This window comes from Gordonia sp. BP-119, assembly GCF_016924115.1.
Lineage (GTDB): Bacteria > Actinomycetota > Actinomycetes > Mycobacteriales > Mycobacteriaceae > Gordonia > Gordonia hongkongensis.
Window position 1 is genome coordinate 60,277 of the sequence record NZ_JAFFZF010000006.1, and the last position, 25,173, is coordinate 85,449.

The following is a 25,173-nucleotide window of genomic DNA, read 5'->3' on the forward strand; positions in this document are numbered from 1 at the left end:
TTTCTTTCTCCGGGCTGGGAAGTTCGGATGGCGAGGGTGATCGGCGGTCAGGCGCCGGCGAGTTCGAGTTCCTGCTCGACCGCCGCCGAGAGACGCTCGCGCAGCTCGGGCACACCGATCTTGGCGATCACCTCGCCGAAGAAGCCGCGGATGACGAGGCGTCGGGCCTGGTCCTCGGGGATGCCGCGGGCCTGCAGGTAGAACAGTTGCTCGTCGTCGAAACGACCGGTGGCGCTGGCGTGTCCGGCACCGACGATCTCGCCGGTCTCGATCTCGAGGTTCGGCACCGAGTCGGCACGCGCGTTGTCGGTGAGCACCAGGTTGCGGTTGAGCTCGAAGGTGTCGGTGCCCTCGGCCTCGGCGCGGATCAGCACGTCGCCGACCCACACGGTGTGGGCCTCACGGCTGCGATCGCCGGAGACGTCGCCCTGCAGCGCGCCCTTGTAGACGACGTTCGAGCGGCAGTGCGGCTGGCTGTGGTCGACGAGGAGTCGCTGCTCGAGATGCTGGCCGGCGTCGGCGAAGTACAGACCCCACATCTCGACATCGCCACCGGGCGCGTCGTAGTGGACGATCGGCGACAGCCGAACCAGGTTGCCGCCGAAGCTGATCGCGAAGTGGCGGACCACGGAGTCACGACCGGCGCGCACGTGATGCGTCGCGACGTGGACGGCGTCGTCCTCCCAGTCGTGGATGTTCACGACGGTCAGTGCGGCACTGTCGCCGACGACGAATTCGACGTTCTCCGCGAACGTGCCGCTGCCCTTCTGATCGAGGACGACGACGGCGCGCGCGAACGCCTCGAGCCGGATCTGGGTGTGGCCGAAGGCGGTCTCGCCCTCGCCGGGGCCGGTGACCGTGACGGTGACCGGCTCGGCGAGCTCGACCTCGCGGCCGACGGTCACCACGGTCGCCTGCGTGAACGACGAATACGCCTGCGCGGCAACGCGGTCGAACGGCACGCCGCCCTGGCCGAGCCGCTTGTCGTCGCGACCGACGGTCTCGACCTTGACGCCCTCGGACGCTCCGGTCACTTCCACGGTCGCCTCGCCGGTCCGCTGCGCGGATCCGTCGTGCAACCCGCGGAGACGACGGAACGGGGTGAACCGCCACGCCTCCTCGCGGGGACTCGGCACCTCGAAGGCGTCGACGTCGAACGAGGTGAACATCTCGCCCTTGTTGACGACGGGCGCCGCCGAGCCGGGAGTGGTCACGGGCAATGTGGGATCGGCCATCAGCCGACAGCTCCTTCCATCTGGAGCTCGATCAGGCGGTTGAGCTCGAGCGCGTATTCCATCGGGAGTTCCTTGGCGATCGGCTCGACGAAGCCGCGGACCACCATGGCCATCGCCTCGTCCTCGGTCAGACCGCGGCTCATCAGGTAGAAGAGCTGGTCGTCGCTGACCTTCGAGACAGTCGCCTCGTGGCCCATCGTCACGTCGTCCTCGCGGATGTCGACGTACGGGTAGGTGTCGCTGCGCGAGATGGTGTCCACCAGCAGCGCATCGCATTTCACCGTCGACCGGCTGCCGTGCGCACCGTTGTTGATCTTGATCAGACCGCGGTACGACGCCCGGCCACCGCCTCGGGCCACCGACTTGGAGACGATGTTGCTCGAGGTGTTCGGCGCGAGGTGGACCATCTTGGAACCGGTGTCCTGGTGCTGGCCCTCACCCGCGAACGCGACCGAGAGGACCTCGCCCTTGGCGTGCTCGCCGGTCAGCCAGACCGCCGGGTACTTCATGGTGACCTTGGAACCGATGTTGCCGTCGATCCACTCCATGGTCGCGCCGGCCTCGGCCTTCGCGCGCTTGGTCACCAGGTTGTAGACGTTGTTCGACCAGTTCTGGATGGTCGTGTAGCGGCAGCGGCCGCCCTTCTTCACGATGATCTCGACGACCGCGGAGTGCAGCGAGTCCGTCTTGTAGATCGGCGCGGTACAGCCCTCGACGTAGTGCACATAGGCACCCTCGTCGACGATGATCAGCGTGCGCTCGAACTGGCCCATGTTCTCGGTGTTGATCCGGAAGTATGCCTGCAGCGGGATGTCGACGTGGACACCCGGCGGCACGTAGATGAAGGACCCACCCGACCACACCGCGGTGTTGAGCGCGGAGAACTTGTTGTCGCCCGCCGGGATGACGGTCCCGAAGTACTGCTGGAAGATCTCCGGGTGCTCCTTGAGCGCGGTGTCGGTGTCGAGGAAGATCACGCCCTGCTTCTCGAGGTCCTCACGGATCGAGTGGTAGACGACCTCGGACTCGTACTGCGCCGCGACACCGGAGACGAGACGCTGCTTCTCCGCCTCGGGGATGCCCAGCTTGTCGTAGGTGTTCTTGATGTCCTCGGGCAGGTCGTCCCACGTGGCGGCCTGCTTCTCGCTGGAGCGCACGAAGTACTTGATGTTGTCGAAGTCGATGCCCTCGAGCCCCGCACCCCAGCCGGGCATGGGCTTCTTGTCGAAGATCTTCAGGGCCTTGAGGCGCTGCTCGAGCATCCACTCGGGCTCGCTCTTCTTCGCCGAGATGTCGGCGACGACCGCCGGGGACAGTCCGCGCTTGGCGCTCGCGCCCGCGACGTCGGAATCGGCCCAGCCGTAGCCGTACTTGCCGAGGGCGGCGATCGTCTCCTCTTGGGTGAGGGGCGCCGCTGGGGTCGGGGTGGCCGGATCGGTGACAGTCATCGCGTGGCCTTTCGGGTTGTCGTGGCGGTCGGTGTCTGGTTGGGGGTGGCGCGGGGCGATACGGGCTGCGTATCGGGGTCCGCGACGGCCCCGGGTCGGTCTTCGGTGGTCCCACCCGGCGGTGGGTGGATCGGCACATGGGTGGTGCAGGCGCAGTCACCGTTGGCGATGGTCGCCAGACGCTGCACGTGCGTGCCGAGCAGTTCGGTGAAGACCGCGGTCTCCGCCTCACACAGCTCCGGGAACTCGGTGGCGACGTGCGCCACCGGGCAATGGTGCTGGCAGATCTGCATGCCGGTCCCGACCTGACGCGTGTTGGTCGAGTACCCCGCGCTGGTGAGCGCGTCGGCGATCTCGGCGACCGTGTCGGCGACGGTCACCGGGCCGGTGCTGGGACGGACGCCGGCCACGATGCGTTCGACGCGCTCGCGCGCGAACTCGGCGACCGCGTCGGTGCCGCCGAGATCACGCAGCTTTCGCATCGCCGCACCGGCCAGGTCGTCGTAGGCGTGGCGCATCTTGCCGCGTCCGGAAGCGGTGAGCTGGAAGTACTTGGCGGGCCGGCCCCGGCCGCGTTGGCCGAACCCCGGCGAGGCGACCTCGATGTCCCCGGCGCCGGTCAGGGCGTCGAGATGGCGACGCACGCCGGCCGCCGAGATGCCGAGGCGCTCGCCGATGTCGCCGGCGGTGAGCGGGCCGTCTTCGACGAGCAGGGTGATCACGGCCTCCCGGGTCTGACCGTCATGGTGCGCGTCGACACCGCCGGTCACTCCGGCACCCGTACCAGCGGAGGGCACGGCGCCGACACTGCCAGAAGGCAGCACAACATCGTTCCGCATGGTTTTCACAACACGAGTGTGACGTAATTACTTCCCTGCTGCCAGCAAGGGTGCCCTTATCGCAGGGGGTCGTGAGGCCACCACGCCCGGCGATTACAGTCGTCGTGTGCCCGAAACCACAGCTCCGCGCCGCGTGCCGGACTACTTCGGACTCGTCTGGACCCGGTTGGTCGCCCTGCTCGACTATCTCGGACTGCGCAAACAGCGCCCTGCCGCTGCCGGCGCCGAACCCGGCGACTACGGCAAGACCGTGGCCCGCCTACACGACGACGAGCGCGAGGTCGGCCCGCTCAACGCCGAGGAGACCCGCCGGCTCCGCCGGATCAAGCTCTTCGGCGCCACCGGCTCGGTACTGATCCTCATCGGCGCCCTCGGGACCGGTGCGGTACCCGTACTGCAGAACCCCGTTGCCGGGATGCGCGTCCTGTCGTTGCCGTCACGCATGTTCGGCACCGCCCTCGCGCTGTCCATCGGCGGCGCGATCACCCTGGTCGTCGCGTGGTTGTTGCTCGGCCGGTTCGCAGTCGGCCGGTTCAGCGTCGAGGTCCGCCACGGCCGGAGCCCGGAGCGCCGCATGAGCCGCCGCCAGGCCGACCGGACCCTCATGCTGTGGATCGCCCCGATCATCGTGGCGCCGCCGCTGCTGAGCAAGGACATCTACTCGTATCTCGCGCAGAGCGCCATCGCCTTCCGGGGCATGGATCCGTACTCGGTCAGTCCGGTCCGCGGACTCGGCGTGGACCACATCCTGACCAGGTCGGTGCCCAACCTCTGGCGTGACACCCCCGCGCCCTACGGCCCCTTCTTCCTGTGGATCGGCGAGGGCATCACCAAGGTCACCGGCGACAACATCACCGCCGCGATCTTCTTGCACCGCGTCGTCGCACTGATCGGCGTCGCGCTCATCGTCTGGGCACTCCCCCGCCTGGCCCGCCGCTGCGGGGTCTCGTCGGTGGCCGCACTCTGGCTGGGCGCGATGAACCCGCTGGTCATCCTGCATCTCGTCGGCGGCATCCACAACGAGGCCCTCATGCTCGGCCTGATGCTGGTCGGTCTCGAATTGAGTTTCCGCGCCATCTACGGCGCCGAACGACTCCGCCGACCCGGGACCTTCGTCCCCACCCGAGCGGGCTGGTTGCTCATCGGCGGCGGTGCGGTACTCGCGGCGTCAGCGATGATCAAGGTCACCTCGATGCTCGCCCTGGGCTTCGTCGGCATCGCGCTGGCCATGCGGTGGGGCGCCACCCTGCCCGTGCTCCGCCACACGCCGATCCGGGAATGGTGGGGTCGCTCCCGGTGGTCGGTGTACATGCTGAGCGCGTCGGCGGCCTTCTACGTGGTGGTCCTGGGCATCGTGATGATGGGGATCTCCCTCGGCACCGGGCTCGGCTTCGGCTGGACGGGCACGTTGTCGACGGGCGAGATCGTCCGCTCGTGGATGTCGATGCCGACCCTGTTGTCGGTGACCACCGGCCGGATCGGTGTCACCCTCGGCCTCGGTGAGCACACGCAGGCGATCCTCGAGGTGGCCCGGCCCATCGGCCAGCTCGTCGCCGCCCTGTTCATCGTCCGGTGGATGCTCGCCACGCTCGGCGGCCGGCTCCACCCACTCGGCGCACTCGGTGTGTCGATGGCCACAGTCGTGCTGTTCTTCCCGTTCGTGCAGGCCTGGTACCTCCTGTGGGCCGTGATCCCGCTGGCCGCGTGGGCCACCGGCGCCTGGTTCCGGATCTCCACCATCGCGGCGTCGGCGATCATCGCCATCGTGGTGATGCCCACGAGTTCCAACACGAGCGGAGTGGTTCTGGCACAAGGACTTCTGGCCGGCGTGATCATGGTCGCGGTTCTCACCGCCCTGTTCTTCGAGGACCGCGCGCCCCGTCGGCGACGCCGCCGCGGGCCCGTGTCGGACGACGACGAGGCGACGGCCGGGTCGGCGTCGGCACGACGATGAGCGCATGCGCCGTGTGCCCGGTCACCGCTTTTCGTCCCTGGGCTCCGAGCGCCTAGTCTGACCAGTGTGCGCAGCACGACCTCTCGGCAGATCAACGACGACGATCGGGTGAACGATCGTCGGCTCCGCGATCCCGGGTCAGCCGCCTCCGCCGCCTCCGCCGGCACCCCGGCCGCCTCTGCGGCGGCCGTCGAGGTCCGCGGTCTGGTCAAGCGCTTCGGTGATCGCACCGCGGTCGATCGGCTCGATCTCACCCTCGAACGCGGCGAGATCCTCGCCCTGCTCGGTCCCAACGGCGCGGGCAAGACCACGACCGTCGAGATCTGCGAGGGCTTCACCGCGCCCGACGCCGGCAGCGTCCGCGTCCTGGGTCTCGATCCCATCGCCGACAACGACGCGCTCCGGCGCCGCATCGGCGTCATGCTGCAAGGCGGTGGCGCCTATCCGGGAGCCCGGGCCGAGGAGATGCTGCGCCTGGTGGCCGCGTATTCGGCCGATCCCATCGATCCCGAGTTCCTGCTCGACGCACTCGGGCTGACCGAGGTGCGTCGTACGTCCTACCGACGTCTGTCCGGTGGCCAGCAGCAGCGCCTAGCCCTCGCCTGCGCGGTCGTCAGCCGCCCCGAACTGGTCTTCCTCGACGAACCGACCGCCGGACTCGATGCCCACGCCCGCCTCGTCGTGTGGGAACTCATCGACCGGCTCCGGGCCGACGGAGCATCCGTCCTGCTCACGACCCATCTGATGGACGAGGCCGAGGAACTCGCCGACCACGTCGCGATCATCGATCACGGCCGCGTCGTCGCCGACGGGACACCCGCCGACCTCACCAGCACCGGCGCCGAGAACGAACTGCGCTTCACCGCACCACGTGGACTCGACCTGTCGATGCTGGTGCTGGCCCTGCCCGAGGACTACCACTGCACGGAGGCCACCCCCGGCTCGTATCTGGTCATCGGTCCGATGACGCCGCAGGTGCTGGCCACGGTGACCGCCTGGTGCGCCAAGATCAACGTCCTCGCGACCGATCTGCGCGTGGAGACCCGCAGCCTCGAAGACGTCTTCCTCGATCTCACCGGACGGACCCTTCGACCGTGACCTCATCCGCACCCACCGGGCTCCCCCGCCCCGCCGACCGTGCTGCCGGAACATTCCCCGACGGTCTGTTCCGCCCCGCTCCCCGGGCGGCGTCGCTGCCGGCGATGATCGCCGCGCAGAGCGGCCTCGAACTCAAGCTCCTGCTCCGCAACGGCGAGCAGTTGCTCCTCACGATGTTCATCCCGATCACGCTGCTCGTCGGTCTGTGCCTGCTGCCGATCGACACCGGGTTCGGCGACGGCCCCGCCGAGCGGGCGGCGCTGTTCGTCCCGGCGATCCTGACCGTCGCGGTGATGTCGACGGCGTTCACCGGACAGGCGATCGCCGTCGGGTTCGACCGTCGCTACGGCGCGCTGAAACGCCTCGGCGCGACGCCGATACCGCGCTGGGGCATCATCGCCGGCAAGTCGATCGCGGTCCTCGTGGTGGTCGCGCTGCAGTCGGTGATCCTCGGTGGGATCGGCGCCGCGTTCGGCTGGCGACCGAGCCCCGTCGGTCTGCTCATCGGTGCGGTGGTCCTCGCGGTCGGCACCGCGTGCTTCGCGGCTCTTGGGCTGCTGCTCGGCGGCACCCTGAAGGCCGAGGTCGTGCTGGCACTGGCGAACCTGCTGTGGTTCGCGTTCATCGGCCTCGGCAGTCTGGTCGTCGTCGACTCCAACATCCCCGACGCCGTGCACTGGATCGCGCGGTGCATCCCGTCGGGGGCATTGAGCGAGGCGCTCGAGATGGCCTCGGAGGGTTCGTTCGACGCCTTCGGGGTGGGTGTCTTGCTGGTGTGGGCCGCGGTGGCCGGCACCTTGGCGGTGAGGTGGTTCCGATTCCGATGACATCCGATACTTCGAACGCCCCGGCGACGGCCCGGTCGGGCGATCATGCCGCGGCCGCCGGCGAAGCGCGCCGGCCGCTGACCGGTCCGTGGCGGTTCGTCCTCGGCTTCGGCCGTCCGACCGCACGATTCGTGCATCGCTGGGCCATCGCCCTGCTCGTCTCGAACGTGGGCATCGTGGCCACCGGCGGCGCCGTGCGCGTGACCGCCTCGGGCCTCGGTTGCCCGACCTGGCCGCGGTGCACCGACGAGTCGTTCGTGCCGCACGGCGAACTGGGCATGCACGGCGCGATCGAGTTCGGCAACCGTCTGCTCACCTTCGTGCTGATCGTCATCGCCATCGCGACCTGGGTCGCCGTCCTGCGGTCAGCCGGAGCGGCGCGCCGGGACAAGTGGCTGGTCACCCTCATCGCGCTCGGCATCCCGTTCCAGGGGGTGATCGGCGGGATCACGGTCCTGACCCAGCTCAACCCGTGGGTCGTCGCGCTGCATTTCCTGCTGTCCATGGCGCTGGTCTCCGCATCCACCCTGCTCGTCTACCGGATGCGTCCGTATCCGACGCCGACCGCGCCCGGATCGCCCGACGCCGACGCTCCCTCGACCGCCACGCGCCGACTCGGCATCTACCTCGCCTGGCTGGTCTATCTCGTCACCTGGGGCACGATCTACCTCGGCACGGTCGTGACCGGCTCCGGCCCGCATGCCGGCGATGTGGACGCCCCGCGGAACGGTCTCGACCCCGGCAACGCGACACAGCTGCACGCCGACGCCGTCTTCACCCTCGTCGGGCTCGCGATCGCGGCCCTCGTCTACGCACGGGTGTTCGCGCGGCCGCAACAGCGCTCGGCAGTGGTGTTCATGCTGCTCCTGCTGCTTCAGGGCCTGATCGGGTTCGTGCAGTTCGCCACCGATCTGCCCATCGCCCTCGTCATCGCGCACATGTTCGGCAGTGCGGTCCTGCTCATCGGCGCCACCTGGCAGCTCCTGATCGCGCGGAACCCGATCGACAAGGATCCGGCCACGAAAAAGGCAGACCCGCTGCGCGAGCCTGCCTGATCGAACTCCGGCCTCAGAGGATGGCGCGGTTGCGCGCACGCGGGAAGCGCTTCTGCCGCGCGACCCAACCCGCCATCTTGCGGTAGTGCGACGTCGACACCGTGGTCTCCGAGGTGAGGTCACGGTCCCACTCGGCAATCTCGAGACCGTCGACGGCGTCGACCACGGCCTGCGCGGTCGCGAGATCGGGCACGACCCGGTCCCCGAGGATGCCGTTGGCGTCGCCGACGAGCGTGATCCGCACACCGGCGTCCCCGATCGCCTGGAGGACGACCTTCGCGCTGCCACCTTCGCGCTCGACGAACTTGCGTACCGAGGCGACGACCTCGGTGGGTGCCTCGACCTTCTGCTGCGTGCCCGACTTCTCGTCGTCGGTGGTGTTCGTCATGGGGGTCAGCATACCGGGGCGATCCCGGCGTGTAGAACGGTGTCGTGCGAGCTATCCAGGTGACCCGCCACGGCGGACCCGACGTCCTGACCTTCGGCAGTGTCGACGATCCCATCCCGGCCGCCGACGAGGTGATCGTCCGAACCGCAGCGGTGGGCGTGAACTTCATCGACACCTATCTGCGCCGGGGCCTGTACCCCTCCACACCGCCCTACATCCCCGGTACCGAGGGCGCGGGCGTCGTCGTCGCGACCGGCTCGGATGTGACGTCGCTGCAGGAAGGTCAGCGGGTGGCGTGGTGTGCGGCCCCCGGTTCGTACGCCGAGCTTGTTGCGGTCGCGGCGTCGAAGGCGGTCCCGGTACCCGACGCGGTCGACGACGCGGTGGCCGGGTCGTCGCTGCTCCGCGGTCTCACCGCGCACTATCTCCTCGACGGGAGTGCTCATCCCCGGGCCGGCGATACGATCCTGGTGCACGCCGGTGGCGGTGGTGTCGGCCTGATCCTCACCCAGCTCGCGAAGCGCCGCGGACTGACGGTCATCACGACGGTCTCGTCCGATGAGAAGGCGGAACTCTCGCGCGCCGCCGGGGCGGATCACGTCCTGCCCTACGGGGAGGACCTGAGTTCCCGCGTCCGTGACCTCACCGACGGACGTGGCGTGCCGGTGGTCTACGACGGCGTCGGCGCGGACACCTTCGAGCAGTCGCTGGCGTCGACCGCGGTCCGGGGGATCATCGTGCTCTTCGGGGCGGCGAGCGGGCCGGTTCCGCCGTTCGACCTCCAGCGTCTCAACGCGGCGGGGTCGCTGTCGGTGACGCGGCCGACACTGGCTCACTTCACCGACACGGCCGAGGAACTGAACCGCCGGGCCGGTGAGTACTTCGAGGCGATCGTCGACGGCAGTGTCGAGGTGCGCGTCGGCCAGCGTTACCGATTGGCCGATGCGGCTGCCGCACACGCCGCCCTGGAGGCACGTGTCACCACGGGTTCGACGGTGCTGTTGCCGGCCGGGACGTGAGCCGCGCTCAGAAGTAGGACGAGATGGTCTGCAGGCCGACGACCGCGTCGATCGCGAGGCCGCAGAAGACGATGGCGAGATACTCGTTGGACTGCAGGAACACCTTCAGCGGTGCCACCTCGGCACCGCGCTTGGTGTCGCGGTACAGCTTGGTCACACGCTCCAGGAACCAGCCGCCGGCGGTCAGCGCGATCACGGTGTAGATCCAGCTCGTCGCCGGGATCAGCAGCAGTGAGGTCACCACGGTGAGAACCGTGTAGATCAGCATCTGGCGGGTGACGCGTTTCTCGGTCGCGATCACCGGGAGCATCGGCACACCGGCCGCCTTGTAGTCCTCCTTGTAGCGCATCGCCAGCGCCCAGGTGTGCGGCGGCGTCCAGAAGAAGATGACCGCGAAGAGGACGATCGGCTGCCAGCTCAGCGAACCGGTGACCGCGGCCCACCCCACCAGGGTCGGCATACAACCCGCGGCGCCGCCCCAGACCACGTTCTGCCAGGTCCGACGCTTGAGGATCAGCGTGTAGACGCCGACGTAGAACAGGATCGTCGCCGAGACCAGCAGCGCCGAGAGGAGGTTGGCGGCGAAGTACAGGACCGCGAAGGACGCCGCCCACAACGCGAGACCGAAGATGAGCGCGCTCCGCGGCGCGACCGCGCGGCGGGCCAGCGGACGCCGGGCCGTGCGCTTCATCTTCTTGTCGATGTCGGCGTCGGCCACCATGTTGAGGGTGTTGGCGCTGCCGGCGCCGAGCCAGCCACCGATGAGGGTGAAGGCGATGACCGCGATGTCGACGTGGCCGCGGTCGGCCTGCAGCATGACCGGGATCGTGGCGACGAGAAGCAACTCGATGACACGCGGCTTGGTCAGCGCGATGTAGGCGAGCACCGTCGCACGCACACGCCCGGCCCACGATTGATCGGCCGGTGCGACCGTTTCGGTCGATACCTGCGGATTCGATGCGGTGTCGGTCGAGTGAGATGCGGCGGAACTGTTCCCGCTCACACGCTCCCCTATCCTCACGAACACTCCTCGTCCGCCCGCACAGACGCCCGCGGGCTACTACGGAGCATGGTAGACGTTTGCCTCTGCGAACCGTGAATCGAGGCATGGCACCGCCATGCGCGAGCTCTCGACCGGCGATGACGCCAGAACTCGCCGGTAACCATCGGTCGGCGCGCAACGCGCGGCCGGCGCCGATTACTCTGGACGCGTACGCGCCGACGATCGTCGGTGGCCGACACCGGTCAGCGCCGATACCGATCAACGCCTACACCGATCACGCTGGTACCGGTCGCCCTGGTACCCATCGCCCCTTCTACGACCTCCGACCGAGTACGAATCGCACCGAGCAGGCACAGGAGACCTTCAGCATCGTGGCCGACACAGACGAGATCCGCGCTTTGACCACCCCCCGCCACCCGGACGACTGGACCGACCTCGACACCCGCGCCGTCGACACGGCCCGGATTCTGGCGGCCGACGCAGTGCAGAAGTGCGGAAGCGGACACCCCGGTACCGCGATGAGCCTTGCTCCGCTCGCCTACACCTTGTTCCAGCGAGTCATGCGTCACGACCCGACCGACACCGACTGGGCCGGGCGCGACCGCTTCGTCCTCTCGTGCGGACACTCGAGCCTGACGCTCTACATCCAGCTCTACCTCGGCGGGTTCGGTCTCGAGCTGTCCGACATCGAGGCGCTGCGGACTTGGGACTCCCTCACGCCGGGCCACCCCGAGTTCCGCCACACCCGCGGCGTCGAGATCACCACCGGCCCGCTGGGTCAGGGTCTCGCCTCGTCGGTCGGCATGGCAATGGCCGCCCGACGCGAACGCGGCCTGTTCGACCCCGACGCGGCGCCCGGACAGAGCCCGTTCGACCACTACATCTACGTCGTCGCCTCCGACGGCGATATCGAAGAGGGCGTGACGTCGGAGGCCAGCTCGCTGGCAGGCACCCAGCAGCTCGGCAACCTGATCGTGTTCTACGACCAGAACCAGATCTCGATCGAGGACGACACCGACATCGCGCTGTCGGAGGATGTCGCGAAGCGCTACGAGGCCTACGGCTGGCACGTGCAGACCGTGGAGGGCGGCGAGGACGTCGTCGCCATCGAGGCGGCGATCGAGGCGGCCCAGCAGGTCATCGACCGGCCGTCGATCATCTGCCTGCGCACCATCATCGGCTACCCCGCCCCCAACATGATGAACACCGGCATGGCCCACGGCGCGGCGCTCGGCGAGGACGAGGTCGCGGCGACGAAGAAGGTCCTCGGTTTCGACCCGGAGAAGAACTTCGAGGTCACCGACGAGGTGATCGGCCACACCCGCAAGCTCATCGACCGCGGTGCCGAGGAGCGCACGGCGTGGACGTCGTCGTTCGATGCCTGGGCGGAGAAGAACCCCGACGCCAAGAAGCTGTTCGACCGGCTCACCGCTCACGAACTGCCCGAGGGCTGGACCGACGTGCTGCCCAGCTGGAACGTCGGCGACAAAGATGTCGCGACCCGCAGCGCATCGGGCAAGGTGCTCGGCGCGCTCGCGCCCGTGCTGCCCGAGCTGTGGGGCGGTTCGGCCGACCTGGCCGGCTCCAACAACACCACCATGGACGGCGAGCCGTCGTTCGGACCGACCTCGATCAGCACCAAGAAGTGGTCGGCCAACCCCTACGGCCGCACCCTGCACTTCGGTGTCCGTGAGCACGCCATGGGATCGATCCTGTCGGGCATCGCGCTGCACGGGCCGACCCGCGCCTACGGCGGTACGTTCCTGCAGTTCGCCGACTACATGCGTCCCGCGGTCCGCCTCGCGGCGCTGATGGAGATTGATCCGATCTACGTCTGGACCCACGACTCGATCGGTCTGGGTGAGGACGGCCCGACCCATCAGCCGATCGAGCACCTGGCCGCGCTGCGCGCGATCCCGAATCTCGACGTCGTCCGGCCGGCCGACGCCAACGAGACCGCGTACGCCTGGCAGCACCTGCTCACCCGCCGGAACCATCCGGTCGGCCTGGCGCTCACCCGCCAGAACATCCCGATCCTGGAGGGCACCTCGGCGCAGGGCGTCGCCAACGGCGGATACGTCCTGAGCGACTCCGAGGGTGACCCTCACGTCGTGCTCATCGGCACCGGCTCCGAGGTGTACCTGGCCGTCGACGCACAGAAAGCACTGGCGGAGAAGGGAATCAAGGCCCGCGTCGTCTCGATGCCCTGTGTCGAGTGGTTCGACGAGCAACCGCAGGGGTACCGCGACCACGTGCTGCCGCCGTCGGTTCCGCGCGTCGCCGTCGAAGCCGGCATCGCCATGCCGTGGTACCGCATCGTCGGCGCCGGTGGCGAGATCGTCTCGATCGAGCACTTCGGGGCCTCCGCCGACTACAAGGTGCTGTTCACCAAGTTCGGCATCACCGCCGAGGCCGTGACCGCGGCCGCCGAGCGCGCCGTCGCCGGCTGAGCGACCACAACCCACAAGGAGAGAATCGTGACCCAGAACGAGAAGCTCGCCGAACTGTCCGCCGCCGGAGTGTCGGTGTGGCTGGACGACCTGTCCCGGGACCTGATCAGCTCAGGGGACCTCGCCGAACTCATCAGCACCAAGTCGGTCGTCGGGGTGACCACCAACCCGTCGATCTTCCAGGCCGCGCTGTCGTCGGGCCATGCCTACGACGACCAGGTCAACGAGCTGGCCGCACGGGGCGCCGACGTCGACGCCACCATCCGGACGGTCACCACCGACGACGTGCGCAACGCCTGTGACGTGCTCGCCTCGACCTTCGAGTCGACCGACGGCGTCGACGGACGCGTGTCGATCGAGGTCGATCCGCGCCTCGCCCATGACACCGACGCCACGGTGGCACAGGCCGTGGAGCTGTGGAAGATCGTCGACCGGCCGAACCTGCTCATCAAGATCCCGGCCACCGAGGCCGGGCTCCCCGCGATCAGCAAGGTCATCGCCGAGGGCATCAGCGTGAACGTGACGCTGATCTTCTCGGTCGAGCGCTACGAGAAGGTCATCGCCGCCTACCTCGACGGCCTCGACGCCGCCGCCCAGGCCGGCCACGACCTCTCCCGGATCCACTCCGTCGCCTCGTTCTTCGTGTCGCGGGTCGACACCGAGATCGACAAGCGGCTCGACGCCATCGGCACCCCGGAGGCCACCGACCTGAAGGGCAAGGCGGCACTGGCCAACGCGCGCCTCGCATACTCGGCGTACCAGCAGGTCTTCGAGGTCGAATCCCGCTTCCCCGACCTGCTCGCCAAGGGCGCCCGCCCGCAGCGCGCCCTGTGGGCGTCGACCGGTGTGAAGAACCCCGACTACCCGGACACCCTGTATGTGAGCGAGCTGGTCGCACCCAACACGGTCAACACGATGCCGGGCAAGACGATGGACGCCTTCGCCGACCACGGCTGGGTCAACACCGAGTCGATCATCGGTCTCGCCGCCGAGTCGCAGGAGATCTTCGACAAGCTCGTCGCGGTGGGCGTCGACCTGTCCGACGTCTTCCTGGTCCTGGAGAACGAGGGCGTCAGCAAGTTCGAGGACGCGTGGAACGATCTGCTCAGCGCGACCGCCGAGCAACTGTCCGCGGCGAACAAGGGCTGACCCCAGGTGGCGGGAGGCGAGGAGTCAACCGGGACCGGTTCGTGGACCAATCCGCTCCGTGACCCGCAGGACAAACGGCTGCCGCGCATCGCGGGACCGTGCAGCCTGGTCATCTTCGGGGTCACCGGCGACCTCGCCCGCAAGAAGTTGATGCCGGCGGTCTACGACCTCGCCAACCGCGGCCTCCTGCCACCGTCGTTCGCCCTCGTCGGCTTCGCCCGGCGTGACTGGACCGACGAGGACTTCGGCGCCATCGTCCACGACGCCGTCCGTGAACACGCACGGACCGGATTTCGCGAAGAGGTGTGGGAACGCCTCGCCGAGGGATTCCGGTTCGTGCAGGGCGCATTCGACGACGACGCCGCCTTCGACAGGCTGCGCGACACGCTCAAGTCGCTCGATGTCGAACGCGGGACCGACGGCAATCACGCGTTCTACCTGTCGATACCGCCGGGGGCTTTCCCGACGGTCTGCGAGCAGCTCGAGCGCAGCGGTCTCGCCACGCCGACGGGCGACAGCTGGCGACGGGTGGTGATCGAGAAGCCGTTCGGTCACGATCTCGAGTCCGCACGCGAACTCAACGCGATCGTCAACAACGTCTTCCCCGAGTCGTCGGTGTTCCGCATCGACCACTATCTGGGCAAGGAGACCGTCCAGAACATCCTGGCCCTGCGGTTCGCCAATCAGTTGTTCGATCCGCTGTGGAGTTCGCATTACGTCGACCACGTCCAGATCACCATGGCCGAGGACATCGGTCTCGGCGGCCGGGCGGGCTACTACGACGGGATCGGCGCGGCACGCGACGTCATCCAGAACCACCTGCTGCAGCTCATGGCCCTGGTCGCGATGGAGGAGCCGATCTCCTTCGAGCCCAAGCAGTTACAGGCCGAGAAGATCAAGGTCCTCGCCGCGACGCGCAACGTCCTGCCGATCGACGAGAACACCGCCCGCGGTCAGTACGGACCGGGTTGGCAGGGCAGCGAGAGGGTGCCGGGCCTCAAGGAGGAGGAGGGTTTCGCGAAGGACTCGAAGACCGAGACCTTCGCCGCCATCGCCCTCGAGGTCGACTCCCGCCGCTGGGCAGGGGTCCCGTTCTATCTGCGCACCGGAAAGCGCCTGGGCCGTCGCGTCACCGAGATCGCACTCGTCTTCAAGCGCGCTCCGCACCTGCCGTTCGACCAGACCATGACCGAGGAACTGAGCCAGAACGCGCTCGTGATCCGGGTCCAGCCGGACGAGGGCATCACCCTCCGATTCGGGTCGAAGGTCCCCGGGTCGAGCATGGAGGTCCGGGACGTCAACATGGACTTCAGCTACGGCACCGCCTTCACCGAGGCCTCGCCGGAGGCGTACGAGCGTCTCATCCTCGACGTCCTGCTGGGTGAACCCTCGCTGTTCCCCGTCAACGAGGAAGTCGAATTGTCGTGGCGCATCCTCGATCCGGTGCTCGACCATTGGGCCGAGTCGGGGTCGCCCGACACCTACGAGTCCGGGACGTGGGGGCCGCGTTCGGCCGAGGAGATGATGGCCCGCACCGGTCGCGCGTGGCGCCGGCCGTGACGAGACGTCCGTACGCCCGCACCGTCCGATCCGTTCAGGAGGCCTCCCGATGATCGTCGAACTGCCCGACACGTCGACCGGAAAGGTCGCCAAGAAGATCATCGAGGTGCGCGCCGCAGGCGGCGCGCTGAGTCTGGGTCGCGTGCTCACCCTGGTCGTGTGCGTCGAACTCGGTGAGCCGATGGAAGGGGCCATCGAGGCGGCGGTCGGCGCGAGCCGCGAGCACCCCAGCCGCGTCATCGTCGTGTATCGCGGTGTGCGTGAAGGCGACTCACGGCTCGATGCGCAGATCCGCGTGGGCGGCGATGCCGGCGCCTCCGAGGTGGTCGTGCTGTCGCTGCAGGGCGAACTCGCCGACCATCCGGACAGCGTGGTGACCCCCTTCCTCCTCCCCGACACCCCGGTCGTCACCTGGTGGCCGGGCAAGGGACCACGACGCCCCGCCGACGATCCGCTCGGCAAACTCGGGCACCGGCGCATCGTCGACGCGAGCAAGGCGGGCGACTCGCTCGCGGTGCTGGCGCAGCGCCTCGAGACCTACTCCCCCGGCGACACCGACCTCGCCTGGACCCACATCACCCACTGGCGCGCGATCCTCGCGTCCGCGGTCGACCGACCGCCGCACACCCCGATCACCGAGGTCGTGGTCACCGGGTCGCAGAACTCGCCCTCGGTGGACCTGATCGCCGGTTGGCTGCGGTCCACCCTGAACGTCCCGACGCGACGCCGCCGCGGCAGTTTCGAGATCCGACTCCACCGCGACGACGGTCCGACCATCCTCGCCGTCGACGAGGAGAACAACGCCGTGCTGACGATGCCCGGCAAACCCGATGGACGCGTCGCCATGGGCCGACGTGAACTTCCCGCGTGTATCGCGGAGGAGCTACGACGACTCGACACCGACGAGGTGTACATCGAAGCACTCAAGGGTGTGCCCGAGGTCGAGTTCACAGATGACACCGAAGGAGTTGCCGCCCGATGACCACCGAGACCCTCGTCTTCGGCTCCAAGCAGGAACTCGTCGAGACCGCCGCGAGCCGGTTCGTGGATCTCGTGACCCGAGCCCAGGCCGAACGCGGCGTCGCGAGTGTGGTGCTGACCGGCGGCAGCAACGGGATCGGCCTCCTGTCCGCGCTCGCCGCCGACAGCGGCACCATCGACTGGTCCAAAATCGACATCTACTGGGGCGACGACCGTTTCGTCCCCGCCGACGATCCGGAACGCAATTCGGGTCAGGCGCGCGAGGCGCTGCTCGACAAGGTGCCCGTCGACCCGTCGCGGGTGTTCCCGATGGCGCCGTCGGACGGACCGCTCGGCGACGACATCGAGGCCGCCGCCGCGGATTACGCCGCGATTCTCGCCGGCCGGTCGAGCGACGGCGTGGCGCCGGAGTTCGATCTCCATCTGCTCGGCATGGGCGGTGAGGGACACATCAACTCGTTGTTCCCGCACACTGCGGCCACCGCGGAGACCACGAAGTCGGTGGTCGCCGTCGAGGATTCGCCGAAGCCGCCGCCGCGCCGGATCACCCTGACCCTGCCCGTCGTCAACCGTTCCCGGCAGGTGTGGTTCCTGGTCGCCGGCGCCGACAAGGCCGAGGCGGTCGGTGCCGCACACGGTGGCGCGGACCCGGCCGACTGGCCCGCCGCCGGGGCGCGCGGCACCGAGGAGACCATCTGGTTCCTCGACGACGCGGCCGCCGCCGACATCCGGTGACCGTCCGCTAGCCCGAGTTCCGCAGCGCGGTGGCGAGGCCGTTCATCGTGAGCTGGATCCCGCGCCGCACGATCGGGGTGTCCTCCCCCGCACGGAAGCGCCGCAGCAACTCGACCTGCAGCAGGTTGAGCGGCTCGAGATACGGGAAGCGGTTGTAGACCGACCGCTTCAGCGCGGCGTTGTCGTGGAGCAGGTCGTCGGTGCCGGTGATCTTCGCGCACATCGCGATCGTCCGCTCGTGTTCGTCGACGATCATGCCGAACACCCGCTCGCGCAGCTCCTCGTCGGGCACCAGCTGTGCGTACCGGTGGGCCAGGCCCATGTCCGACTTCGCCAGTACCTGAGCCATGTTCGACATCACGGTGCGGAAGAACGGCCACTTGGCGTAGTACCGCCGCAACGTCTCCAACCGCTCCGGATCGTCCCCGACCCATTCCTCGAACGCCGAGCCCGTGCCGTACCAGCCGGGCAGCATCACGCGCGACTGCGTCCACGAGAGCACCCACGGGATCGCCCGCAGATCGGAGATCTTCTCGGTCTGCTTGCGCGACGCCGGCCGGCTGCCGATGTTGAGGGCACCGATCTCCGACAGGGGCGTCGAGGTGGTGAAGTACTCGACGAATCCCGGGGTCTCGTGGACCAGCCGGCTGTACGCGGCTCGCGCCTTCGCCGCGATGTCGTCCATGATCTCGTAGGCCGAGTCGGATTCGTCGCCGAGGCCTTCGGTGTCCAGGAGCGAGGACTCGATGGTCGCGGCGAGCAGCGTCTCCAGGTTGCGCCGCGCCGTGACCGGTTCGGCGTACTTCGCGGCGATGATCTCGCCCTGCTCGGTGATGCGCAGCGAGCCCTGGACCGCACCGGGCGGCTGGGCCAGGATGGCGTCGTAACTGGGACCGCCGCCGCGCCCGACGGTCCCGCCGCGCCCATGGAACAGACGCAACCTGATGCCCGACCGCGACGCCACGTCGACCAGATCGAGCTCGGCGCGGTAGAGCGCCCAGTTCGCGGCCATGTAGCCGCCGTCCTTGTTCGAGTCCGAGTAGCCGAGCATGATCTCCTGAATCCCGTTCTGGGACTCGACCATCGCCCGATAGAACGGGACGTCGAGAACGGCGAGGAGGGTCGCTGCGCCCTGCTGGAGATCCTCGATCGTCTCGAACAGCGGAACCACGCGGACCGTACAGCGTGGCGTTCCGTCATTCGGATCGTAGAGGCCTGCCTCCTTGAGCAGGATCAGCGCCTCGAGCATGTCACTGACCGACGTGCACATGCTGATCACATAGTTGGGCACGGCCGCGGGACCGAAGGTCGCGACCGCCCTGGCGGCGGCCCGGACGATCCCGAGTTCCTTGGTGGCCAGCTCGCTCAGCTCGGCGTCGGGACTGGTCAACGGTCGACGCGCACGCAGTTCCGCGGAGAGGATCTCGACGCGCGCGGACTCGTCGAGCGACGCATAGTCCGGATGCACACCCGCCCACGCGAGCAGCTCGGCGACCACTTCCTCGTGCATGTCGGAGTTCTGCCGCATGTCCAGCCCGGACAGGTGGAACCCGAAGGTGCGCACGGCTTCTCGCAGGGCGAGCAACCGGTCGTCGGCGATCGTGTCGTCGTTGTTCGCGCGCAGCGCGCCGTCGATCACATCGAGGTCGGCGAGGAGTTCGGCGGCGTCGCCGTACGGCTGTTTCCCGTCGATGAGGAAGAGGTCGCTCGAGGTGAGGAAGTCGTCGTCGAACATCTCCCGGGCGGTCGCCACAAGGCGGGACCGGATGGAGCGCAGGGCGAGCCGGAAGGGTTCGTCGGCCCCCGGGTCGTCGGCGTCGGCCCCGGCGAGGTCGAACAGGGTGTCGCTGGCGTCGATGAGCCGGGCCGACATGCTGAGTTCCTGTGCGAGACTCTCGAGTTCGGCCAGGTGATGTCCGACTGCGGTCTGCGCGGCGAGCGTGGTGGCCAGGGTCACCACCTCGGAGTTCACGAACGGATTGCCGTCGCGGTCGCCGCCGATCCAGGACCCCATCCGGATCATCGGTTCGTCGGCGAGTCCGGCGTCGGGGTACGTCGAGCGCAGCGCGGTGCGTACCGCGGTGTTGATGGCGGGCACGACCTCGAAGAACGAGGCGTCGTAATAGCGGAGCCCGGAACGGATCTCGTCCTGGATGGTGAGACGTTCGAGCCGGATGAGGGCGGTCTGCCAGAGCGTCAGGATCTGCCGCCGGATCGACTCGGTGACCGCCGCGTCCTCGTCCGGCATCAGCTCGGTCCGGCCGCGGAACCGCATCAGCTCGGTGATGCGGTTCTGGGCCTCGAAGACGGTGCGGCGGCGGGTCTCGGTGGGGTGAGCGGTGATGACCGGCACGACGGCGGCATCGGCCAGCGCCCGGCCGACCTCGTCGTCGCCGAGTCCCGCCTCCGCGAGCTTGCGGTAGGTGGCGGCGAGGCTGCTGTCCTGGGGCGGGTCTCCGGCCCGGACGTGGATGGCGCGGCGCCGCTCACGGTGGATGTCCTCGGCCAGATTCGCCAGCAGCGCGAAGTGGCTGAACGCGCGGATGACCGGGACCGCGGTGGAGATGTCCAGATCGACGAACATGTCGGCGAGTTCGGTGCGGTCGATCTCGTTGCGGCGCACCCGGAATGCGGCGACGCGGGCGGCTTCGACGAGGTCGAAGACGTCGCTGCCGGAGTGTTCGCGGACGACGTCACCCAGGATCCCGCCGAGAAGGCGGATGTCCTCCCGTAGGGGTTCGGTGAGTGCTCGGCCCTCGTCGTCGACGACGATGTGGTCGACGATGGAGATCGATGGGCGCCAGTCCGGGACTCCCCGCGCGGGAACGGTTTCACTCATGCCGTCAAGTATCCCGGCAACCTACGGGCGCGGCATCCCGAGGCGCGAACGGTGACTAGCCGGACAGTTTGATGTCGACGCCCACGCCGACGATGAAGATCACCCAGATGAGCCCGACGAAGATCGTCAACCGGTCCAGGTTGCGTTCGACGACGCTCGAGCCCGAGAGGCTGGACTGGACACCGCCGCCGAACAGCGACGACAGACCGCCACCCTTGCCGCGGTGCAGCAGGATGAGCACGATCAGCAACACGCTGGTCACGATCAATCCGATGTCGAGTGCACCTTGCACAGTCACGAGTCGCAACGCCCTTCCGTAAAGCCCCTACATACAGCTGTGGCAGGTCAACCCCCGAAAAGAGGCCAACCTGCCACAGTGTACGCGTGGGTGCGACCCGTCAGGGCAAGGGGCCACCCGCGGCGATCGCCGACAGCGTCGCGAACTCGTCGGACTTCAGCGATGCGCCGCCGACCAGGGCGCCGTCGACGTCGGGACGTCCGACGATGTCGCCGACGTTCTTGGCGTTGACCGATCCGCCGTAGAGGATCCGCACCGATGCCGCGGTCTCGGCGTCGGCGATCTCGACCAGCGCCTCACGGATCGCCTTGCACACCTCCTGGGCGTCGTCCGCACTCGCCACCCGGCCGGTGCCGATCGCCCAGACCGGCTCGTACGCGATGACGGTCTGAGCGATCTCGGCCGCGGACAGACCGGCGAGCGATGCCTTGAGCTGCGCCACGTTGTAGGTCACGTGGTCGCCGGCCTCGCGGACGTCGAGCCCCTCACCGATGCACACGATCGGGGTGAGTTCGTGCTTGAGCGCCGCCTTCGTCTTGGCCAGCACGACCTCATCGGTCTCGTTGTGCAGGGTGCGACGCTCGGAGTGCCCGACCACCACGAAGGTGCAGCCGAGCTTCGCGAGGAACGCACCGCTGATCTCGCCGGTGTAGGCGCCTGAGTCGTGCGCCGACAGGTCTTGCGCACCGTAGGTGAGCAGGAGCTTGTCGCCGTCGACGACCGTCTGCACGCTGCGGATGTCGGTGAACGGCGGGATGACCGTCACGTCGACCTTGTCGAAGTACTTCGCCGGGAGGGCGAAGGCGATCTTCTGAACCAGCGCGATGGCCTCGAGGTGGTTCAGATTCATCTTCCAGTTGCCCGCAATGAGCGGTTTACGAGTTGCCATGGATCAGCTCTCCAGAACCTTCAGTCCGGGGAGTTCCTTGCCCTCGAGGTACTCCAGCGATGCGCCACCTCCGGTGGAGATGTGCGAGAAATCGGAGTCGGGCAGACCCAGAGTGCGGACCGCGGCCGCCGAGTCGCCGCCGCCGACCACGGTGAACGCGCCGTTGCCCGTCGCACCGGCGATGGCCTCGGCGACACCGCGGGTGCCCGCCGAGAACTTCTCGAACTCGAACACGCCCGACGGACCGTTCCAGAAGATGGTCTTGGCACCCGAGAGGACCGCGGCGAATCGCTTCACCGACTCCGGTCCGATGTCGAGCCCCATCCAGCCGTCGGGAATGGCGTCGGACGCCACCGTGTCCGACTCGGCGTCCGCGGCGAACTTGTCGGCCACCACGACGTCGACGGGCAGGTGGATCACGTCGCCGAACCGCTCGAGCAGGCTCTTGCAGACGTCGATCTGATCTTCCTGCAGCAGCGAGGAGCCCACCGAATGCCCTTGTGCGGCAAGGAAGGTGAACGCCATACCGCCGCCGATGACCAGCGTGTCGACCTTGGGTGCCAACGCCTCGATGACGCCGAGCTTGTCCGAGACCTTCGACCCGCCGAGGACGACCGCGTAGGGACGCGTCACCTCTTCGGTGAGCTTGGACAGCACGTCGACCTCGGCCGCCACCAGCTCGCCCGCGTAGTGCGGGAGCAGCTTGGCGACGTCGTAGACCGAGGCCTGCTTGCGGTGCACCACTCCGAAGCCGTCGGAGACGAACGCGCCGTCGTCCCCGACGAGCTCGACCAGCGCCTTGGCGAGCGCCTCGCGCTCGGCGTCGTCCTTGGCGGTCTCCCGCGGATCGAAGCGGATGTTCTCCAGCAGCAGGACGTCGCCGTCGGTGAGTCCTTCCGCGCGGGCCAGCGCGTCGGTGCCGACGACGTCCCCGGCGAGCTGCACGTTGCGGCCGAGTTCCTCACCGAGGCGGGCGGCCACCGGCGCAAGCGAGAACTTCGGATCCGGCTCGCCCTTCGGACGACCCAGGTGCGCGGTGATGATCACCTTGGCACCGGCGTCGATGAGCGCGTTGAGCGTCGGCAGGGACGCGAGGATGCGACCCGGATCGGTGATCGTCGACCCGTCGAGCGGGACGTTGAAATCCGACCGGACCAGCACACCCCTGCCCGAAACACCTTCGTCCAGAAGGTCTTTCAGAGTGGAAACACCCATGAGGCGTTGACTCCTAAGGTCGTTGGGGGTGGGTCAGAGCGACTTGCCGACGAGACCGATGAGGTCGACGAGGCGGTTGGAGTAGCCCCACTCGTTGTCGTACCAGGACACGACCTTGGCCTGGTCGTCGATCACCTTGGTCAGGCCGGCGTCGAACAGCGAGCTGTGCGGGTCGGTGACGATGTCGGACGAGACGATCGGTGCGTCGTAGTACTTCAGGATGCCCTTGAGCGGACCGTCGGCAGCGGCCTTGAGCGCGGCGTTGATCTGCTCGGCGGTGGCGGTCTTCGACAGCTGGGCGGTGAGGTCGGTGACCGAACCGGTGGGGATCGGGACACGCAGCGCGTAGCCGTCGAGCTTGCCCTTCAGCTCCGGGAGCACCAGGCCGATGGCCTTGGCGGCACCGGTCGAGGTCGGCACGATGTTGATGGCGGCGGCGCGGGCGCGACGCAGGTCCTTGTGCGGGCCGTCCTGCAGGTTCTGGTCCTGGGTGTAGGCGTGGATCGTGGTCATGAGGCCCTTGACGATGCCGAACTCGTCGTTGAGGACCTTGGCCAGCGGGCCGAGGCAGTTGGTGGTGCACGAGGCGTTCGAGATGATGTTCTGGCTGCCGTCGTACTTGTCGTCGTTGACGCCCATCACGATGGTGATGTCCTCGTCCGAGGCGGGGGCGGAGATGATGACCTTCTTGGCGCCGGCATCGAGGTGTCCCTGAGCCTTGGCGCGAGCGGTGAAGATGCCGGTCGACTCGACGACCACGTCGACGCCCAGGTCGCCCCACGGGATGGCGGCCGGACCTTCCTTGACCTCGAGGGCCTTGATCTTCTGCTCACCGACGACGATGGTGTCGTCGCCCTCGAGGGTGACGTCGTCGGACAGGCGACCGAGGATGGAGTCGAACTTCAGCAGGTGCGCGAGGGTCGCGTTGTCGGTCAGGTCGTTGACCGCGACGATCTCGATGTCGGTGGTGCCCAAAGCTTTTTGCGCTTCGACGGCACGGAAGAAGTTGCGGCCGATCCGGCCGAATCCGTTGACGCCTACCCGAACAGTCACAGTTGTGCTCCTTAGCGGTATTCATGGTCGGGCCTGGTGGTCAAGCCCGGTCTGGCCGCGCGTGAGCGGTCAGCGAAGCACACCTGAGTGGTCACGCCTCCGCCCACGTCGCCACCAGCCTAGTAGGCGACCCTCTGCTCGGCACACCGCAGGTCCGTGTCAGGCCTCGTCGAGCAGCTCGGAGGTCACCGCGGATTCGGTGTCGGGGATGCCGTCTTGGCGGGCCTTCTTGTCGGCCATCGACAGCAGGCGGCGGATGCGCCCGGCGACGGCGTCCTTGGTCATCGGCGGGTCGGCGAGCTGACCGAGCTCCTCCAGCGACGCCTGCCGGTGGGTGATCCGGAGCTGACCGGCCGCGATCAGATGGTCGGGCACCTCGTCGCCGAGGATGTCCAGCGCGCGTTCCACGCGGGCCGCGGCGGCGACCGCCGCACGCGCCGATCGACGCAGATTGGCGTCGTCGAAGTTGGCCAGGCGGTTGGCGGTGGCGCGCACCTCGCGCCGCATCCGGCGTTCCTCCCACACGAGCCTCGTGTCGTGGGCCCCCATCCGGGTCAGCAACGCCCCGATGGCCTCGCCGTCGCGGATGACGACGCGGTCGGCTCCGCGGACCTCGCGGGCCTTCGCCGTGACACCGAGGCGTCGGGCCGCGCCGACGAGGGCGAGCGCCGCCTCCGGCCCGGGACAGCTGACCTCCAGGGCCGACGACCGGCCTGGTTCGGTGAGCGAGCCGTGCGCGAGAAATGCTCCGCGCCAGGCGGCCTCGGCGTCGGCGACACTACCGCCGACGACCTGGGCGGGCAGGCCGCGCACCGGGCGGCCGCGCAGGTCGAGCAGCCCGGTCTGTCGTGCCAGGCCTTCGCCGTCCTTGGTGATCCGCACGATGTAGCGCGCCGACTTCCGCAGCCCGCCACCGCGCAGGACGTGGACATCCGAGGCGTAGCCGTAGAGGTCGTGGATCTCGCGGCGCAACCGGCGCGCCACGTTGCCCATGTCCACCTCGGCCTCGACCACCACGCGACCCGCGACGATGTGCAGACCGCCGGCGAAACGCAGCAGCGCGGACACCTCGGCTCTCCGGCAACTCACCTGAGTCACCGACAGGCGACTGAGTTCGTCCTTCACCGCCGCCGTCATC

21 protein-coding genes are annotated in these 25,173 nt (G+C 68.5%); 10 read left to right on the plus strand and 11 right to left on the minus strand.

Annotated elements, in window-relative coordinates; translation table 11 throughout:
* Positions 1-47 precede the first annotated feature (47 nt).
* Genes sufD through JW364_RS05735 form a run of 3 tightly spaced genes read right to left on the minus strand, consistent with a single transcriptional unit; the run spans position 48 to position 3,522 of the window.
* The gene (sufD, locus tag JW364_RS05725) at positions 48-1,235 is read right to left on the minus strand and encodes a Fe-S cluster assembly protein SufD (protein ID WP_205333441.1); all 1,188 of its coding nucleotides are present in this window, start codon (positions 1,233-1,235) and stop codon (positions 48-50) included.
* On the minus strand, positions 1,235-2,683 hold the full coding sequence (gene sufB, locus JW364_RS05730) for a Fe-S cluster assembly protein SufB (RefSeq protein ID WP_058250379.1): 1,449 nt from the start codon (positions 2,681-2,683) through the stop codon (positions 1,235-1,237). Before sufB ends, sufD begins: the two co-directional genes overlap by 1 nt.
* On the minus strand, positions 2,680-3,522 hold the full coding sequence (locus JW364_RS05735) for a metalloregulator ArsR/SmtB family transcription factor (protein ID WP_205333464.1): 843 nt from the start codon (positions 3,520-3,522) through the stop codon (positions 2,680-2,682). Before JW364_RS05735 ends, sufB begins: the two co-directional genes overlap by 4 nt.
* A gap of 133 nt (positions 3,523-3,655) precedes the next feature.
* On the opposite strand from JW364_RS05735, the gene mptB reads away from it, so the two are divergent.
* From mptB to JW364_RS05755, 4 genes are all read left to right on the plus strand, one after another.
* Positions 3,656-5,476 (plus strand): polyprenol phosphomannose-dependent alpha 1,6 mannosyltransferase MptB, encoded by a 1,821-nt coding sequence (gene mptB, locus JW364_RS05740; protein WP_205333463.1) that lies wholly within the window; start codon positions 3,656-3,658, stop codon positions 5,474-5,476.
* A 108-nt stretch (positions 5,477-5,584) separates the two neighbouring features.
* Complete coding sequence (locus JW364_RS05745; RefSeq protein WP_374100795.1) at positions 5,585-6,574, plus strand: ABC transporter ATP-binding protein; 990 nt, start codon at positions 5,585-5,587, stop codon at positions 6,572-6,574.
* Positions 6,571-7,401: an ABC transporter permease gene (locus JW364_RS05750; protein WP_058250375.1), complete on the plus strand. Its 831-nt coding sequence runs from the start codon at positions 6,571-6,573 to the stop codon at positions 7,399-7,401. The genes JW364_RS05745 and JW364_RS05750 overlap by 4 nt, the downstream gene beginning before the upstream one ends.
* Positions 7,398-8,456: a heme A synthase gene (locus JW364_RS05755; RefSeq protein ID WP_205333439.1), complete on the plus strand. Its 1,059-nt coding sequence runs from the start codon at positions 7,398-7,400 to the stop codon at positions 8,454-8,456. Before JW364_RS05750 ends, JW364_RS05755 begins: the two co-directional genes overlap by 4 nt.
* Before the next feature lie 13 nt (positions 8,457-8,469).
* Here JW364_RS05755 and JW364_RS05760 read toward each other — a convergent pair whose 3' ends face one another.
* Entirely contained in the window at positions 8,470-8,856 is a 387-nt protein-coding gene (locus JW364_RS05760) for a hypothetical protein (RefSeq protein ID WP_058250374.1), read from the minus strand.
* Between the two features lie 32 nt (positions 8,857-8,888).
* Between JW364_RS05760 and JW364_RS05765 the strand changes: the two genes are divergently transcribed.
* Complete coding sequence (locus JW364_RS05765; RefSeq protein ID WP_205333438.1) at positions 8,889-9,863, plus strand: quinone oxidoreductase; 975 nt, start codon at positions 8,889-8,891, stop codon at positions 9,861-9,863.
* A gap of 7 nt (positions 9,864-9,870) precedes the next feature.
* Here the strand turns inward: JW364_RS05765 and JW364_RS05770 are convergent, their stop codons facing one another.
* Positions 9,871-10,866 carry a heme o synthase gene (locus JW364_RS05770; protein ID WP_205333437.1) on the minus strand — a complete coding sequence of 332 codons (996 nt, stop codon included), beginning with the start codon at positions 10,864-10,866 and terminating at the stop codon, positions 9,871-9,873.
* Between the two features lie 371 nt (positions 10,867-11,237).
* Between JW364_RS05770 and tkt the strand changes: the two genes are divergently transcribed.
* From tkt to pgl, 5 genes are read left to right on the plus strand one after another with little or no spacing between them, the layout of a single operon-like run.
* Positions 11,238-13,316, plus strand: coding sequence for a transketolase (tkt, locus tag JW364_RS05775; protein WP_137808835.1), 2,079 nt, complete (start codon positions 11,238-11,240; stop codon positions 13,314-13,316).
* Positions 13,317-13,343: 27 nt separating this feature from the next.
* On the plus strand, positions 13,344-14,465 hold the full coding sequence (gene tal / locus JW364_RS05780; RefSeq protein WP_205333436.1) for a transaldolase: 1,122 nt from the start codon (positions 13,344-13,346) through the stop codon (positions 14,463-14,465).
* Positions 14,466-14,471: 6 nt separating this feature from the next.
* On the plus strand, positions 14,472-16,025 hold the full coding sequence (gene zwf / locus JW364_RS05785) for a glucose-6-phosphate dehydrogenase (RefSeq protein ID WP_205333435.1): 1,554 nt from the start codon (positions 14,472-14,474) through the stop codon (positions 16,023-16,025).
* A gap of 49 nt (positions 16,026-16,074) precedes the next feature.
* On the plus strand, positions 16,075-17,007 hold the full coding sequence (locus tag JW364_RS05790; RefSeq protein WP_205333434.1) for a glucose-6-phosphate dehydrogenase assembly protein OpcA: 933 nt from the start codon (positions 16,075-16,077) through the stop codon (positions 17,005-17,007).
* Positions 17,004-17,741 carry a 6-phosphogluconolactonase gene (pgl, locus tag JW364_RS05795; RefSeq protein WP_205333433.1) on the plus strand — a complete coding sequence of 246 codons (738 nt, stop codon included), beginning with the start codon at positions 17,004-17,006 and terminating at the stop codon, positions 17,739-17,741. The genes JW364_RS05790 and pgl overlap by 4 nt, the downstream gene beginning before the upstream one ends.
* 7 nt (positions 17,742-17,748) lie before the next feature.
* On the opposite strand, the gene ppc is transcribed toward pgl, so the two are convergent.
* The 6 genes from ppc to whiA all read right to left on the minus strand — a co-directional run bounded on the left by ppc (position 17,749) and on the right by whiA (position 25,172).
* A complete protein-coding gene (ppc, locus tag JW364_RS05800; RefSeq protein ID WP_205333432.1) occupies positions 17,749-20,580 on the minus strand; it encodes a phosphoenolpyruvate carboxylase in 2,832 nt (943 codons plus the stop codon).
* 55 nt (positions 20,581-20,635) lie between these two features.
* Positions 20,636-20,872, minus strand: a complete 237-nt coding sequence (gene secG / locus JW364_RS05805; protein WP_010841002.1) for a preprotein translocase subunit SecG — start codon at positions 20,870-20,872, stop codon at positions 20,636-20,638.
* A gap of 106 nt (positions 20,873-20,978) precedes the next feature.
* Positions 20,979-21,767, minus strand: a complete 789-nt coding sequence (gene tpiA, locus JW364_RS05810) for a triose-phosphate isomerase (RefSeq protein ID WP_205333431.1) — start codon at positions 21,765-21,767, stop codon at positions 20,979-20,981.
* Between the two features lie 3 nt (positions 21,768-21,770).
* Positions 21,771-22,982, minus strand: a complete 1,212-nt coding sequence (gene pgk / locus JW364_RS05815) for a phosphoglycerate kinase (protein WP_165630119.1) — start codon at positions 22,980-22,982, stop codon at positions 21,771-21,773.
* A gap of 33 nt (positions 22,983-23,015) precedes the next feature.
* Complete coding sequence (gene gap / locus JW364_RS05820; RefSeq protein ID WP_058250365.1) at positions 23,016-24,035, minus strand: type I glyceraldehyde-3-phosphate dehydrogenase; 1,020 nt, start codon at positions 24,033-24,035, stop codon at positions 23,016-23,018.
* A gap of 159 nt (positions 24,036-24,194) precedes the next feature.
* Positions 24,195-25,172: a DNA-binding protein WhiA gene (whiA, locus tag JW364_RS05825; protein ID WP_174316851.1), complete on the minus strand. Its 978-nt coding sequence runs from the start codon at positions 25,170-25,172 to the stop codon at positions 24,195-24,197.
* Position 25,173 lies beyond the last annotated feature (1 nt).